At 51.8% G+C, this 14,060-nt stretch carries 16 protein-coding genes and 1 pseudogene; 7 read left to right on the top strand and 10 right to left on the bottom strand.

Going from position 1 to position 14,060, the window contains the following annotated elements:
- Positions 1-3: 3 nt before the first annotated feature.
- The 6 genes from V9K92_RS15550 to V9K92_RS15525 form a co-directional block, all read right to left on the bottom strand.
- Positions 4-414 carry an NAD(P) transhydrogenase subunit alpha gene (locus V9K92_RS15550; RefSeq protein ID WP_115052230.1) on the bottom strand — a complete coding sequence of 137 codons (411 nt, stop codon included), beginning with the start codon at positions 412-414 and terminating at the stop codon, positions 4-6.
- Positions 414-1,724 carry a Re/Si-specific NAD(P)(+) transhydrogenase subunit alpha gene (locus V9K92_RS15545; protein ID WP_337354395.1) on the bottom strand — a complete coding sequence of 437 codons (1,311 nt, stop codon included), beginning with the start codon at positions 1,722-1,724 and terminating at the stop codon, positions 414-416. The genes V9K92_RS15550 and V9K92_RS15545 overlap by 1 nt, the downstream gene beginning before the upstream one ends.
- A gap of 155 nt (positions 1,725-1,879) precedes the next feature.
- On the bottom strand, positions 1,880-2,101 hold the full coding sequence (locus V9K92_RS15540) for an aa3-type cytochrome c oxidase subunit IV (RefSeq protein WP_115052228.1): 222 nt from the start codon (positions 2,099-2,101) through the stop codon (positions 1,880-1,882).
- Between the two features lie 121 nt (positions 2,102-2,222).
- Complete coding sequence (locus V9K92_RS15535; protein WP_008124743.1) at positions 2,223-2,369, bottom strand: DUF3096 domain-containing protein; 147 nt, start codon at positions 2,367-2,369, stop codon at positions 2,223-2,225.
- Positions 2,370-2,481: 112 nt separating this feature from the next.
- Positions 2,482-2,979 carry a hypothetical protein gene (locus V9K92_RS15530; RefSeq protein WP_337354394.1) on the bottom strand — a complete coding sequence of 166 codons (498 nt, stop codon included), beginning with the start codon at positions 2,977-2,979 and terminating at the stop codon, positions 2,482-2,484.
- Positions 2,969-3,523 carry a CGNR zinc finger domain-containing protein gene (locus tag V9K92_RS15525; protein WP_162802450.1) on the bottom strand — a complete coding sequence of 185 codons (555 nt, stop codon included), beginning with the start codon at positions 3,521-3,523 and terminating at the stop codon, positions 2,969-2,971. Before V9K92_RS15525 ends, V9K92_RS15530 begins: the two co-directional genes overlap by 11 nt.
- Before the next feature lie 107 nt (positions 3,524-3,630).
- Between V9K92_RS15525 and V9K92_RS15520 the strand changes: the two genes are divergently transcribed.
- On the top strand, positions 3,631-4,530 hold the full coding sequence (locus V9K92_RS15520) for a branched-chain amino acid ABC transporter permease (protein ID WP_337354393.1): 900 nt from the start codon (positions 3,631-3,633) through the stop codon (positions 4,528-4,530).
- A gap of 6 nt (positions 4,531-4,536) precedes the next feature.
- Here V9K92_RS15520 and V9K92_RS15515 read toward each other — a convergent pair whose 3' ends face one another.
- Positions 4,537-5,286, bottom strand: a complete 750-nt coding sequence (locus tag V9K92_RS15515) for an SDR family NAD(P)-dependent oxidoreductase (protein WP_115052224.1) — start codon at positions 5,284-5,286, stop codon at positions 4,537-4,539.
- A gap of 133 nt (positions 5,287-5,419) precedes the next feature.
- Positions 5,420-6,529 carry a TRAP transporter substrate-binding protein gene (locus V9K92_RS15510; protein WP_115052223.1) on the bottom strand — a complete coding sequence of 370 codons (1,110 nt, stop codon included), beginning with the start codon at positions 6,527-6,529 and terminating at the stop codon, positions 5,420-5,422.
- Between the two features lie 247 nt (positions 6,530-6,776).
- Between V9K92_RS15510 and V9K92_RS15505 the strand changes: the two genes are divergently transcribed.
- Positions 6,777-7,547: a gamma-glutamyl-gamma-aminobutyrate hydrolase family protein gene (locus tag V9K92_RS15505; protein WP_337354392.1), complete on the top strand. Its 771-nt coding sequence runs from the start codon at positions 6,777-6,779 to the stop codon at positions 7,545-7,547.
- A 38-nt stretch (positions 7,548-7,585) separates the two neighbouring features.
- On the opposite strand, the gene V9K92_RS15500 is transcribed toward V9K92_RS15505, so the two are convergent.
- Both V9K92_RS15500 and V9K92_RS15495 read right to left on the bottom strand, forming a co-directional pair.
- The gene (locus V9K92_RS15500) at positions 7,586-8,605 is read right to left on the bottom strand and encodes a substrate-binding domain-containing protein (RefSeq protein WP_115052222.1); all 1,020 of its coding nucleotides are present in this window, start codon (positions 8,603-8,605) and stop codon (positions 7,586-7,588) included.
- Between the two features lie 247 nt (positions 8,606-8,852).
- Positions 8,853-9,341: a MarR family winged helix-turn-helix transcriptional regulator gene (locus V9K92_RS15495; RefSeq protein ID WP_115052221.1), complete on the bottom strand. Its 489-nt coding sequence runs from the start codon at positions 9,339-9,341 to the stop codon at positions 8,853-8,855.
- Positions 9,342-9,638: 297 nt separating this feature from the next.
- Between V9K92_RS15495 and V9K92_RS15490 the strand changes: the two genes are divergently transcribed.
- The 5 genes and pseudogenes from V9K92_RS15490 to V9K92_RS22870 form a co-directional block, all read left to right on the top strand.
- Positions 9,639-10,406, top strand: coding sequence for a creatininase family protein (locus tag V9K92_RS15490; protein WP_435530172.1), 768 nt, complete (start codon positions 9,639-9,641; stop codon positions 10,404-10,406).
- Between the two features lie 104 nt (positions 10,407-10,510).
- Positions 10,511-11,620: a CobW family GTP-binding protein gene (locus V9K92_RS15485; RefSeq protein ID WP_337354391.1), complete on the top strand. Its 1,110-nt coding sequence runs from the start codon at positions 10,511-10,513 to the stop codon at positions 11,618-11,620.
- On the top strand, positions 11,620-12,594 hold the full coding sequence (locus V9K92_RS15480) for a WD40 repeat domain-containing protein (protein ID WP_337354390.1): 975 nt from the start codon (positions 11,620-11,622) through the stop codon (positions 12,592-12,594). The genes V9K92_RS15485 and V9K92_RS15480 overlap by 1 nt, the downstream gene beginning before the upstream one ends.
- A 123-nt stretch (positions 12,595-12,717) precedes the next feature.
- Positions 12,718-13,356, top strand: coding sequence for an endonuclease III domain-containing protein (locus V9K92_RS15475; RefSeq protein WP_337354389.1), 639 nt, complete (start codon positions 12,718-12,720; stop codon positions 13,354-13,356).
- A 241-nt stretch (positions 13,357-13,597) separates the two neighbouring features.
- Positions 13,598-13,765: pseudogene (locus V9K92_RS22870) on the top strand (gluconokinase); the annotation flags it as partial.
- Positions 13,766-14,060 lie beyond the last annotated feature (295 nt).

Raw genomic sequence — 14,060 nt, 5'->3', positions numbered from 1 at the left:
ATCTCACTTTTCTTTTTTCTTGTACATGGCAAGCATGCGATGAGTGACGAGGAAGCCGCCAAATATATTGACGCTTGCAAGAACGAGCGCGATGAACCCAAATCCGGTGGCCACCCCACTTGCCGACAGGCCCACAGCAAGCAACGCACCGACAACGATGACCGACGAAATAGCGTTAGTCACGGCCATGAGCGGCGTATGCAGCGCGGGCGTTACCGACCAGACCACATAATAACCAACGAAAATTGACAGAACAAAAATCGCGAGGCGGAAAACGAATGGGTCAACTGCACCACCGGTAATCGCATGTGCAGCAGCACCAGCCGCGTCGGGCATGGTTTCGGCAGCCTGCCGCACCATTTCCGTGGCCTGATTAAGCGTTTCGAGCGCTTTGTCTAGCGTTGCGTCAGCCATCATGCCTCTCCTTCAGATGTTTTGGGGGCAACAGTTTTCGTCACAGCTTTCTTCGGTGTAGCCGCTTTTGCTGATGCTGCTTTCTTGACCGGAGCTTTCGCCGGTGCCTCCTTGGCAGTAGTGGCTTTGACGGTCGTGACCTTTTTCGCGGCAGCAGTTTGCACCGAGGATGTGGCAGCGCCACCTGCGAAGGCCGGATGCACAACCTTGCCGTCATGCGTCAATACAGTCGCCTTAACCAACTCATCGTCGAAATTGACTTTGATTACCTTGGCTTCTTTATCGACCAGGGTTTCAACGAAGGCGACCAGATTTTTGGCATAAAGCTGTGACGCTGTGGCGGCGATCCGTCCGGCGACATTCAGATGCCCGACGATCTTCACGCCGTCGACCTCAACGATCTTTCCGGCAACAGCACCCTCTACGTTTCCGCCACGTTCCACCGCCAGATCAATGATGACGGAACCCGGTCGCATACGCGAATACATCTCGCGCGTTACGAGCCGTGGTGCTGGTCTGCCGGGAATGAGGGCCGTTGTGATAATAATATCTTGTTTGGCAATATGCTCTGCAACCAGCGCAGCCTGCTTTGCCTGATATTCTTTCGACATTTCCTTGGCATAGCCACCGGCTGTTTCGGCGGCCTTGAACTCTTCATCTTCAACAGCAAGGAACTTCGCACCAAGCGAAGCAACCTGTTCCTTGACCGCTGGTCGAACGTCCGTTGCCGTAACAACGGCTCCAAGACGGCGCGCTGTCGCGATCGCCTGAAGGCCGGCAACACCGACACCCATGATGAAAACCTTTGCAGCAGGAACGGTACCCGCAGCCGTCATCATCATTGGCAAAGCGCGATCATACTCTTCTGCTGCGTCAACCACTGCTTGATAACCGGCAAGGTTTGCCTGGCTGGAAAGAACGTCCATGACCTGAGCACGCGTGATACGCGGCATGAATTCCATGGTAAATGCAGTAACGCCCGCATCGGCAAGTTCTTTGATTGCGGTTTCATTGCCATAGGGATCGAGCATAGCAATGACGACCGCGCCCTTTTTGTAGGATTTGAGCTCGGTCGAGCTTGGTCGGCGCACCTTTAAAACAATGTCGGCGCTTTTCGCATCTGCTGCCTTGCCAATTGAGGCTCCGGCTGACTCAAACTCGCGATCGGGAATACGAGACAAAACGCCCGCGCCGCTTTCAACGATAACTGAAAAACCAAGACTTATAAGTTTTTTGACCGTTTCCGCCGAGCCGGCAACCCGCGGCTCACTGGCATCAGCCTCTTTCGGTATGAATAGTGTCTGAGCCAAGCTCTCACCCCCTAAGCAAGTTAACTCTCTACAAGCTCAGCAAGATCGCCTACGCCTGTCCGACTTTACCGGGCAATACCCTTAAGGTGAAAACAGTCAGCTAACTGGTTTGCAAAGGGCATCCACCCGAATGATGCAACGAAAAGACAAGCAGGCTAAACCAAAAACCAGGCAGCCACACATATAACAATGAATAAAATGGTAGCGGAGAAGAACCCGCCAGCGAAAAAACCGAAAGCCATTGCAGCTAACAGCGCAACACAGAAAATCACACCCCATTTTGAAAGCGTAAGAAACAGATTGTAGGTGTTCTCATGTTCTTTGTAGTCCATGGGAGCGCCCAGTTCCGCAGGGGCGGTATCGTGATGTTCAGCCATCTTCAAACCTCTTCGTATCGACGTCTTAATGGCAATAGCGAAAACGACGCATCAGCGCAATGCGCAGATAGTCGCTCGCTGCTGTTCAATTGAGATAATATTATCGGCGATTGAAGATTATCTAATTGAGAAGGTTAGGAAACAGGCCGAGAACACCAATGATAATCAGATAAAGCGCGACAACGTAGTTCAAGAGGCGTGGGGCGATCAATATGAGGATGCCCGCTATAAGTGCAACCAACGGGGCGATGGCGATCTGTGTAATCATGCTTGCAACGTCCTTTGAATGATGTGCCTGATGCCCAGAGCAAACCAAATCACGTAAGAATGCAATCCATTTCGATCTTTTTCTCGCAGATTCAGTGGATATAGCGGCTTCATCAGGTGCCGGGGCACACCACCGCGGCAGGACTTTTATCGGGATTGGCATCATAAAACGGACCAACAACAAGCGGTTTGTCAGGCATGACAGATTGATCAACGTCAGAGATCATCTTCCGCTCTATAGTCTGCAATAGCTGACCACTCGCATCTATGACGCGCATGCTGACCCTATACTCGCGATTGGCCTTCACACATTTCACCGGAGGGCTTTCCACGGTCACTTTTGTCATGGTCGGCCAGATTTTTTGCCGTACTATGAAAGGATCTCCGCCTGCCGGATTTTCAAAAGTTGCCTCCAGCACGGAATCATTTGGAAGGGGCCTGACTTTTGAGAGCGTTAAAACGTAAGTCGCCTGCGCGATACGATAATTAAACACGAAGATTTTTCCCGACACGTTAAGATAATCACCCTGTCCGGGATCGCGGCATGCCCCAAGAGCCAAGACAATAATCATGCTGAGCAGCAAACCGGCACTTCGGACTCTATAAGCCATGACCTCTTCCCTTCCGATCATAGTGCCGTTTTGCTTTTGCGCGATTGCCGCACACGGTCATGTCACACCAGCGCCGGCTGCGATTACGGCTCTCATCCAGATAAAGCCAATGGCAATTCGGACATATTTTGATTCGTGATAGCCGCGCGGGGTCGAGTAGATTGAGACCAGACAGCGCGGCTCCAGCGGATAATAAAAGCTCTCTGTGCTGGGCAAATGGCGGCAAGGTAAAATCCTGCTCACTCTGGTCATCGCCGATGACAGCCGAGGCCAGTCGCAAAAAATTCGACAAATATTGGGCTTTAAAGCCTCCCTCCAGTACCGCTGTTCGGAACAGGTTATTTATCGCCTCGCGCAATTCTATCAAATTTAAGTGCCCAGACGGCGACTGCGGTGGGATAAAATTAACACTGCCCCATTCCCCGGCGCGGAAAATGCCAGCAGCGCATGCAAACCTTGCAACCTCCAGACTGTTTGAAAAACGGTCTTGGGCGCGGTCAGGGGCTTGGCGAAAGATAATCGTATTCGCCAAATCAAGCGCCAACACACCTCCGCTAAACCTATGAGCATTCCAATCAATCCACATATCGAAATTCTAACTGGTAAAATCAATTTTGCAAGTTAGACTAGTTGGTGATGGGATGGTGCTGAATGTCGTACTTTCTGCAACTATTGTTGAACGGAATTCACAATGCGGCGCTCTATGCACTGCTCGCCTATGGCTATGTCCTCATTCATGGATTGACGCACCGAACAGATCTCTCGCTCGGCGCAATTTTCGCGTTTTCGGGACAGACATTCATTCTTGCAGCAGCTTTTGGCTTTTCCGTCCTTTGGATGACAATGCCAGCCGCTTTGGGATTTGGCTTCATAATTGCGGCCCTTTATGTAACCGCGGCCGGCTATTTGGTCGCTAGGCTTATTTATACTCCGTTGGATGCTGGTACTCGCAATACGGTGCTCGTCGCCACATTGGGGCTAACCATCTTTCTGATGGAGTTGTCGCGCATTGCTGCCGATACAAGAGATTATTGGCTACCGCCCATGCTGGCCTCGCCTGTCTTTATTCTGGGGCAGGCAGCCGACATAAGCCTTACCCAATTACAGCTTGTGAACATTGGTATCGCACTGGCTGTTGTTCTTCTTGCAGAACTGACCATGAACCGCACGCTGGCCGGTCGCATCTGGCGCGCGGTCAGCGACGAGCCCACCGCCTCGGCGCTATGCGGAATTGATCCCGTCTCTGTACGAACAAACGCAATCCTAGTCGCTTATGGAATCTGTGCGCTCGCCGGATTTCTCGCAGCACTCTACTACGGCAATGTGAGCTTCAATACGGGCATAATCTTTGGGCTCAAGATCCTGTTTATAACTGCCGCCGGGAGCTTTTCGCGGCCGCTCCATGCTGCGTTCGGAGCGGCCATCATCGGCATGGTGGAATCCATCTGGGGCGGATATTTTTCAGTGCTCTGGCGCGATGCTGCAATATTTTCATTGCTTGTACTGGTATTGGCGATACGCACCAATGTCGATGAACAAGAGCGCGTCTAGAGGACTCTAACCTTGAAGGCTATGGCCGCCATCAATCGTGATAACAGTGCCCGTGATGTAGCTGCTTGCATCGGAAGCAAGCAAGAGCACTGCACCATCAATATCTTCAGGCTCTCCCAAGCGGCGCATTGGGTTTTTGCCTTTGAGAAAACCTTTTGCCGGACCATCCATGATGGTTTCGTTGAGTTTGGTTGGAAACCAGCCAGGTGCAATGGCATTGACGCGGATGCCATGCGGCGCCCATTCAAGCGCGAGCGATCGCGTCATTTGTGCTACCGCCGCTTTCGACATCGCATAGCCGGCAGATCCCTTAATCGGAGCGTCGGCAAGAATACTCGACAGATTGATTATTGAACCCCCGATTTTGTTGGCAATCATGCGCTTGGCGGCTTCCTGAGCAATAAAGAATGCCCCTTCCACGTTGACCTCGAAGATATGGCGCAATTGCTCGCGGGTGGTCGTCAATGCCCGTTCGATGGCAGCGACGCCAGCATTGTTGAACACAACTGAAACTGGGCCGAACAGCCGTTCCGTTTCGTCGAATGCCCGCTCTATGTCGGCCGCAATCGTTATATCAGCGATAATGTTGACGACGTTTGAGTGAACCATGCTCTCGGATGTTGGCGTCCGTGAGATCGAAACCACATTGGCTCCGTTGGCTGCGAGAACCTGGATCATCCGTAAACCAAGCCCGGACGACCCACCTGTCACCGCAATGGTTTTTCCTGCAACCGAAATAGATCTATCAATATTCATTGATTAAGTACCGCTGGGCATCCCAATTGTGGTCTCACTGATAGACGGCCCAGCATGGCATGACAACCAAAAGAAGCTGAATGAAACGAGACCCCGGCTCCGAGAACCGGGGTCTGGCGTCGAGATCGTGGTTTTATAGTTTTCCGTTGCGCTGTTGCACCATCATGAAAGTATCAAATGTGTACTCGGCAACTTGGGAATAGAGGAAATGCTCATTGCGGAACGCTTTGATCGAATCCCATATCTTCTTGAACGAAGCGTTGCTGGCTTCCAGTTCTGCGTAAACAGTGTTGGCCGCCGTGAAACATGCGTTCAAAATTTCTGGGCTGAATGGCCTTAACTGCGCACCACCTGCAACAAGCCGCTTGATCGCACCCGGGTTAAGATAGTCATACTTCTGCAACATGTTTGCATCCGTGGCCTGCGCAGCGGTACGGAACAATGACTGGTACGCGGGCGGAAGCGCATCCCATTTTGACTTGTTGACCATGAAGCTGACCGTTGGGCCACCTTCCCACCAACCTGGATAATAATAATAAGGAGCAACTTTCTGGAAGCCGAGCTTCTCATCGTCGAAAGGTCCAACCCATTCCGCCGCATCAATTGTGCCCTTTTCCAGAGCCGGATAAATGTCGCCGCCGGGCAATTGCTGGGGTACAACGCCAAGGGTTTCTAGGACCTTGCCGGCAAAGCCGCCAACGCGCATTTTCAGACCTTTGAGATCTTCGATGGTCTTGATTTCCTTCCGGAACCAGCCACCCATCTGCACGCCCGTGTTGCCGCCGGGATAGACCTGCAGTCCTTGGGTGTTGAAGAATTCGTTCATCAAATCAATGCCGCCGCCATGATACTGCCAAGCATTCATGCCGCGGGCATTGAGCGCGAAAGGTACAGCTGCTCCAAGCGCCCAAGTGGGATTTTTGCCCCAATAATAATAAGCGACCGTATGGCAGAGTTCGACTGTACCCGCAGCTGTCGCGTCAGCCGCCTGAAGGCCCGGAACAATTTCGCCCGCCGCAAATGGCTGGATAGTGAAATTGCCATCCGTTGCCTCTCGCAGATATTTTGACAAGTCGACTGCTCCACCGTAAATCGTCTCCAACGATTTCGGGAATGATGATGCACAGCGCCATGTAATTTTGGGCAATGTTTGCGCAATTGCCGGTGCTGCCAATGTGGTTGCCGCTGTCGCTGCGCCAACACCTGCAAAACCCGCCTTCGTCATGAATGAACGACGATCCATTAATTCTCCTCCAAAACTTTGAACCCCAGAACTATTCCCGGTCCAGATCAACAGACATTCAGTCTTGTTCTCCCGATCCTGCGCTAAACATACACACTCGTTTGTTCTAGTCCAGCCGACGGTTACGGCGGTTCTACCTAATTTTGCCTATCTTCGCGGTAGCTTGCTCCGCATATGGTTGGTCATGACCATTGGAAATGGCTTCGAACTCAACTACATTCTATTTAGAACCCCTTGGAGTGAAATCATGCGGCAACCTCTCGTCGCCATATCGTCAGACGTGCGAAATTTCGAAAATTACACCTGGCATGCGGCGCCCGATCAATATTTGATGGCTGCCTATCAAGCGGCCGATGTTATTCCGCTTATTGTACCCTCAATTGGCGAGGGCCTGGATATTGACGCGATTCTCGACGGCGTAGATGGCGTGCTCATTACGGGATCGCAGTCCAACGTGCATCCAGCGCTCTATGGCGCCCAACCCACTGAAGCGCATGAGCCATATGACCCCGCTCGCGATGCCACCTCGCTTCCGCTGATCCGCCGCGCTATCGACCGGGGCATCCCGCTTCTGGCAATCTGTCGCGGCATTCAAGAACTGAACGTGGCATTGGGCGGCACTCTTGCCACAGAAATCCAGCAGTTGGATGGGCGCATGGACCACAGGGCTCCTGCTTCCGAAATTCAGGCGGAACGGTTTGCAATTCGCCATCCGGTGCACATCAAGGCGGGTTCATGTCTGGCGGCAGTCATGAACAGTGATGCCATCCAAGTAAATTCCGTACACCGGCAGGCAATAGATAGGCCGGCACCTCAACTGGAAATTGAGGCTGTGGCCGATGATGGGACGATCGAGGCTGTCTCTGTCAAAAACGCTCGCGCTTTTGCAGTCGGTGTACAATGGCACCCCGAATACTGGGTAAAAACCGATAATTCTTCCCGGAGAATTTTTGCTGCATTTGGCGATGCAGTGCGTGCGCACAAAGCAAGCCGCGAGCGATTGCAAGCTGCCGAATAGCAGTAATCGCTGCTCTTGGCCGTTCTAGCTTAAGCAGATCAGCGTTCCTTTGGTTTTGACGTTGACTGCCGTATCCGCAACTCAGGCTTGATAAGTTCCTGACGGGCATGGGTGTCTGCACCGTTTAACTGGTCAAGCAGAGCGCGCGCCGCACGTTGCCCCACCTCCCGCTGGCCATTCCAAACCGTAGTCAAGGCAGGAGTCGCAATCGCGGCTTCTTCCAGATCGTCATAACCTGTAACTGAAATATCCACGCCAGCGACGAGTCCGGCGCGAGCAATGCCGTTCATCATGCCAATTGCGCAAAGATCGTTCCAGCAGACCGCTGCCGTGGGATGGTCCTTTAGCGCGAGAAATTGCGGCGCGGCATCGAAACCGGCCTGTTTAGTCCGAGGCCCGGGAATCCGCCATTCTGGTTTCGCATCGAGCCCTGCTTTTTGCATTGCATGCAGATAACCTTCATACCTGTCACGGCCAGTTGAGGTTTGATCAGTACCGCCGACCATTGCAATGCGCGTATGCCCGAGCGATATAAGATGATTGGTCGCTAGCCCGATACCATATGCATCGTCTCCACGGAAAACCGGAACATTCGCGTCCTGCACCGTACGTGCGATCAGTACGACTGGAAGACCGTTGTCTTCAGCCATGCGAATGTCTGCTGCAGGCGTGCCTATGGCGGGAGACATGATTACACCATCACCGCCCAGCTGCAGGACAGTTTCGATGAATGTCCGTTGCTTCTCCACTTGATCGTAATGATTCGACAAAATGAACGTTTGGCCAGAACGATCCAGCTCGCCCTCGATAGCCCGCAAAATTTCGGCAAAAAACGGGTTCATGATGTCATGAACAACTACGCCAACAATTCCCGACCGCGAAGTGCGCAAGCTGGCGGCCCGCCGGTTATAGATGTAGCCGATTGCTCTCGCATGCTCTTTGATCTTGTCCCGGGTCTGGTCGGCAACAAGCGGGCTGTCTCTCAAGGCAAGCGACACCGTCGCGGTAGACACTTTCAACGCGTCGGCAATTGTCGATAGCTTAATTTTCTGCGCCAAAAGTACTTTCTCCCCGCGATTCCATTCATTGAACAGAATATCATTCTTGGGGTTATGCCATCGCGGATCAATAAATCAAAGTTCTTTCCGCTCCAAAACTGACGCGGAAAATTGCGTGCCCATCGCTCAAGGCTAAAACTATCTTGCAAAGATCGGAGCACGCAGCCCAACCTTGCGGTCTTCAGCCTGGGAACAGGCGGCAAGAACCGCAGGCAAGCTATATGTCTGACAAAATAGAGCCCGTTAATTATTCATCGTCATTGTCGTCATCATCGTGCTCATCTGAACCCGTCTGACGCAAGAGATCCGCAGCCGATAGATTCATTTCAAGTCTTGTGAGCATTTTGACAAAAGCTTTACGCTCCTTTTTGTCAAAACCTTTCATTGCGTCTTTTTCGGTCTTGCGAATGGATTTTTCAATCGACTTGATGGCTTCATTTCCTGTGTCTGTCAGGAAAATATGGGCTTGGCGCTGATCCGTCGATGATCCCTCTTTTTTCACAAATCCCTGGGTCTGCAGGCGGGAGATCGTCTTTGTGATCGTCGGAGGACGCACACCAAGTCTCTTGGCAAGAACGCTGGGCGATAGCCCATCTTCGTGCGCCAGTTGGAGCATCACAGCGTCTTGTCCAGCATAAAAACCGTGGCCCAGCAGCCTTATCGCCAAAGCGGTACGCGTTAATCTTGCAGTTGACTGCAAGCGATGAAGAATAAGAGGCTTACGATCCTTGACCATTCCAATTCCTCTTTTGCTTATAAACCGTTCGCGATAGTGAGACGGCTAGCACAATTGCGTCAAAACTCATTAACAGACAAATCGACGTCAGGAAAATGTCTGGCCCCTGTGGGGTTTTCGACCCGTTTCCGGACAATGGTTACATTTAAACTACTGCCTGAGTGCCGCGTTACAATTCTTATGTGACAAACTGATGAAATTTGCCGACGAATTGCTCGCGACGCAGAAATTAAGGCTGTGAATGCTCGGCGCATAAGCATAGTTTCAGTGGCTACAGGATTGCTTTTTATAACGATGATGCAAAGTGACCAGGACATGTCCAACTCTTCAAACAATACAATCGCATTATTGCCGCTGGGAGCGCATGAGCAGCATGGACCCCACCTTCCATTCGAGACGGACACGTTGATTGTTAAGGGATTGGTCGATCGCCTCAAACCCTTGCTACCGCCCGAATTGGATATAACGTTCCTCACCGCCGAACCAGTTGGCTATTCAATCGAACACATGGATGTGAAAGGCACAACATCGCTACGTTTTGACGAGGCTGTACATCGTTGGATTGCGATCGGTGAAAATTTAGCTGAACGCGGAATATCCAAGCTTGTCATGCTTAACGCACACGGGGGCAATTCCCCGCTTACGACAATCGTCGCTACAGAACTGCGCGTTCGCTTTGATATGCTTGCCGTCGCGACCAGTTGGACGCGCTTTGGTCTACCGGACGGTTTGATATCGCCTGAAGAAAAAGCCATCGATATCCATGGTGGTTTTATCGAAACCTCGGTGATGCTGGCCCTGCATCCTGAACTTGTTCAGATGAACGAGGCGCAAAACTTCACCTCAAACCAGAGCCAGTTTGCCGCAGATTACAAGCACCTGCGAGCCTATGGGCCACACGCATTTGGCTGGAAAATGTCTGATCTGAACATGCAAGGCGTTGCGGGTAACGCTTTATTGGCCACTGCGCAGGCCGGCGAGGCAATAATCAGCCATAGCTTGAAGGGCATCATTGAGTTGATTGAAGATGTCGCGAAGTTTGATGTTTCTGTATTCAAGACCTGATACGGCGCTCAATCGCATTGCCTCATCCTTTTGCTCGCTACAGATATAGCAAACGGTGACCCAATCACCTATATCGAGGGTCTATACTCAACAAGAGGCACGCTATGAGTGAATCTCAGACCATTTCCGCGCCAGCCGACGCTGCCAAGACCGCCCAAATACCGGTCACAGTTTTGACCGGATATCTTGGCGCAGGCAAGACAACGTTGCTCAACCGCATTTTGAGCGAAAACCATGGCAAGCGCTATGCAGTCATCGTCAATGAGTTTGGTGAAATCGGAATTGATAACGATCTGATCGTTGAGTCCGATGAAGAAATTTACGAGATGAACAATGGCTGTATCTGCTGTACCGTTCGTGGAGATCTGATCCGCGTTGTTGAAGGCCTTATGCGCCGTCCGGGCAGATTTGATGCGATCATTGTTGAAACGACGGGTTTGGCCGATCCGGTCCCTGTCGCACAAACCTTTTTCATGGATGAGGATGTGCGGAAAAAGACCACACTTGACGCGGTGGTAGCACTGGTTGACGCCAAGCATCTGCCGCTACGCCTGAAAGACAGCCGGGAAGCAGAAGACCAGATCGCATTTGCCGATGTCGTTCTGCTGAACAAGACGGATCTGGTAACACCGGAGGAGTTGGCGGTTGTTGAAGCCACGATACGCGCGATCAATCCCCACGCAGTGGTTCACCGCACTGAACGCGCCAATATCAATCTTGTGAAAGTTTTGGATCGCGGGGCATTTGACTTGACGCGTGCACTGGAGAACGATCCGCATTTTCTCGACCATGATCACCCCGATCATGCCTGCGGCCCGGATTGTGACCATGATCACGGTCATGCGCATCATCATCACCATCATCACGATCACGACCATACGCATGATCACGATCACAGTCATGCATCGCCAATCCACGATGTCACTGTGCAGTCAGTTTCTCTGCGCACAGGGGAATTGGTTGCCGACAAATTCTTCCCCTGGATCCAAAAGATAACGCAGGACCAAGGTCCAAATATTTTACGCCTTAAAGGTATCCTTGCATTCAAGGACGATCATGAACGCTACGTTATCCAAGGCGTGCACATGATTATCGAGGGAGACCATCAGCGAGCCTGGAAAGATGGCGAAAAGCATGACAGCCGTCTTGTTTTCATTGGACGCGAACTTGACCATGCCGCGCTGAAAGCTGGCCTTGAAAGCTGTCTTGCCTGATGCCAACCATAGCTCCACTGGATTTGGTCGGCCACTGTATCGACGCGCGTTTCATTCAAGATATCCCCTTCTTCGCTTTGGCAGATGGAACTATCCATCGTCTCGATAATGGCCACAAAGCAGTGGAGGCCCATGATGGGCTTCTTTGTGCGATTCCATCGAGCGATGGTAAGGCTTTGCTTACGGGTGGCGAAGATGGCAGAGTCTGCTTAACCGGCTCAAACGGGCTATCAACAGAAGTAAGCAATCTGCCGCGCAAGTGGATAACAGCTCTTGCTGCGGCACCGGGTGGTGCAATAGCATTCGCGTCGGGCCGCTCCGCATGGTTTCGATCTGTTGATGGTAGCCTCAAGGAGCTGGCCCATGAGCGCAGTGTTGAGGGTCTGGCCTTTGCCCCAAAGGGTCTCCGCTTGGCAATCGCACGCTATAATGGTGTGACCTTGCATTGGCCAGCTACCAATAGCACGCCGACGGATCTCGAGTGGAAGGGCGCGCATGTCATGGCGATGTTCTCGCCAGATAACCGCTTTCTTGTTACCTCGATGCAAGAGAACGCACTGCATGGATGGCGGCTTGATGATAATCGTCACATGCGCATGACAGGCTATCCCAACAAAGTGAAAAGCTGGTCATGGAGCCCGAAGGGCAAATGGTTGGCAACGTCCGGTGCTCCAGCAGCAATCGTCTGGCCTTTTGCAGGCAAGGACGGTCCGATGGGCAAGGGGCCATTAGAACTCGGTACGCGCGGCGACAGTCTTGTGACTTCCGTTGCCTGCCATCCCGTCGAGGATATTGTCACGATCGGTTATTCCGATGGCATGATCCTTGTGGGCCGTTTTGGCGACCAGAAAGAAGTGCTATTGCGACGGCAGGGCAGTGGCGCCATTTCCACCATGAATTGGGATACTACCGGGCATCGGCTGGTCTTTGGAAGCGAGGCTGGCGACTGTGGCGTGATCGACATCACAGCATAGTTTGATGCTTTGACCAAGAACACAAACAAGAATTGACATGTTCTTTCTTTGTTCTAATATTGACCTATGCAATATGTTCTTGATTTTGGAACTCCGAGTCCGCTCGTGAGTGTCCATGATCGCTTGAAGGCGCATTATGGCATTCCCGCTCCGGGACTTCGGTTCACGCCTGTCAGTATGCTGGTTATGGCAATGCTGGGCTGCCGCACCCGTGACGAAGTATCATTGGAAGCATTTCAGAATCTTCGACAGAAATTCAAAAACTGGGAAGCTGTCGCCTCTGCTTCGTCAGACGAAGTCAATGATTGCATTCATAGGATCACTTTTCCCAAGACATACTGCATATACATCCCCGAAGCGTTGCGTGGAATTATTCGGCAACAGGGTAAACTCAGTCTCGATACACTTACCCATATGACAGTCGGACAGGCTCTACACTCATTGCAGCAGCATCGCGGCGTCGGTCCCAAAATCAGTGCCTGCGTTCTCAATTTCAGCACTTTGCGGATGCGCGCCTTGGTAGTTGATACACACTACCTTCGTTTTGCCGCGCGATTTCAACTCATCAAAGACGATTGGAACTACAATCTCAAAATGAAAGTCATACAGCGGCTTATTCCGAACTGCTGGTTGGCTAAAGACACAGAAGAACATCACGTGTTTGTAAAAAAATTGGCGCAGGAATTCTGCGTAACTGGAACACCGCGCTGCTGTGGATGCCCTCTGCAAATGATGTGTCCACATGGTCAATGTTCGACATAGAAAATTCTGTGCGCCATGGGCATGGCGACACGAGCTATTATTGTGGATTGGCTTTGCCTTGTTCGTGTGATTTTTGCATTACCCGACTTGGCTGCCAGCAGGCATTTGTGTGATCGCCAAGCCACCAGCAATTAATGATCGTATAGGGTCTGGGAAATTTTTCGGGAAGCCGACGCATTATGAAATGCTGCGCCGGAATGTTCACTGGCATTATGCCGCTTGATTTGAATAGATATGATTCATGGGTAAGCGCACGGGTCATTTTATGCCGGTTTCGATGTTGGACAGTCAGCTTTCAACGTTGGAATCGCCTGTTGGGGAAGATCTGGTTTTTCGCCAGGATGTGTCACGGAGCATTGACGCAATTGTTGGTGCGAGCGTTGGCTGGCTACGGCGGCTTAGGGTTTAGATAAGTGACTGGGGTCAAGCTGTTCCGGCAGGGACGCAATGTAGCTCGTGACGGTCCGGACTGTTTGTGTCCGGTCTGCTTGACCGTCGGCCGTCGCTTTTTGATTGGCCGGTTTTGGGGTTGCGCCCACATTTGGCCTGTGGTTTGCGGGTTGCAGCCACATTGGTGCATTGCTGCGGCTTGGTGCTATGTTTGTGTGTTGGATTGTAGCGGTGTATTTTGGGGGATGTTGAGTTATTGGTTGCGGGGACAGGATTTGAACCTGTGACCTTCAGGTTATGAGCCTGACGAGCTA

The sequence above is a fragment of the Phyllobacterium sp. CCNWLW109 genome (assembly GCF_037203905.1).
Taxonomy (GTDB): domain Bacteria; phylum Pseudomonadota; class Alphaproteobacteria; order Rhizobiales; family Rhizobiaceae; genus Phyllobacterium; species Phyllobacterium ifriqiyense.
This window is presented reverse-complemented; position numbering and strand designations above follow the sequence as displayed.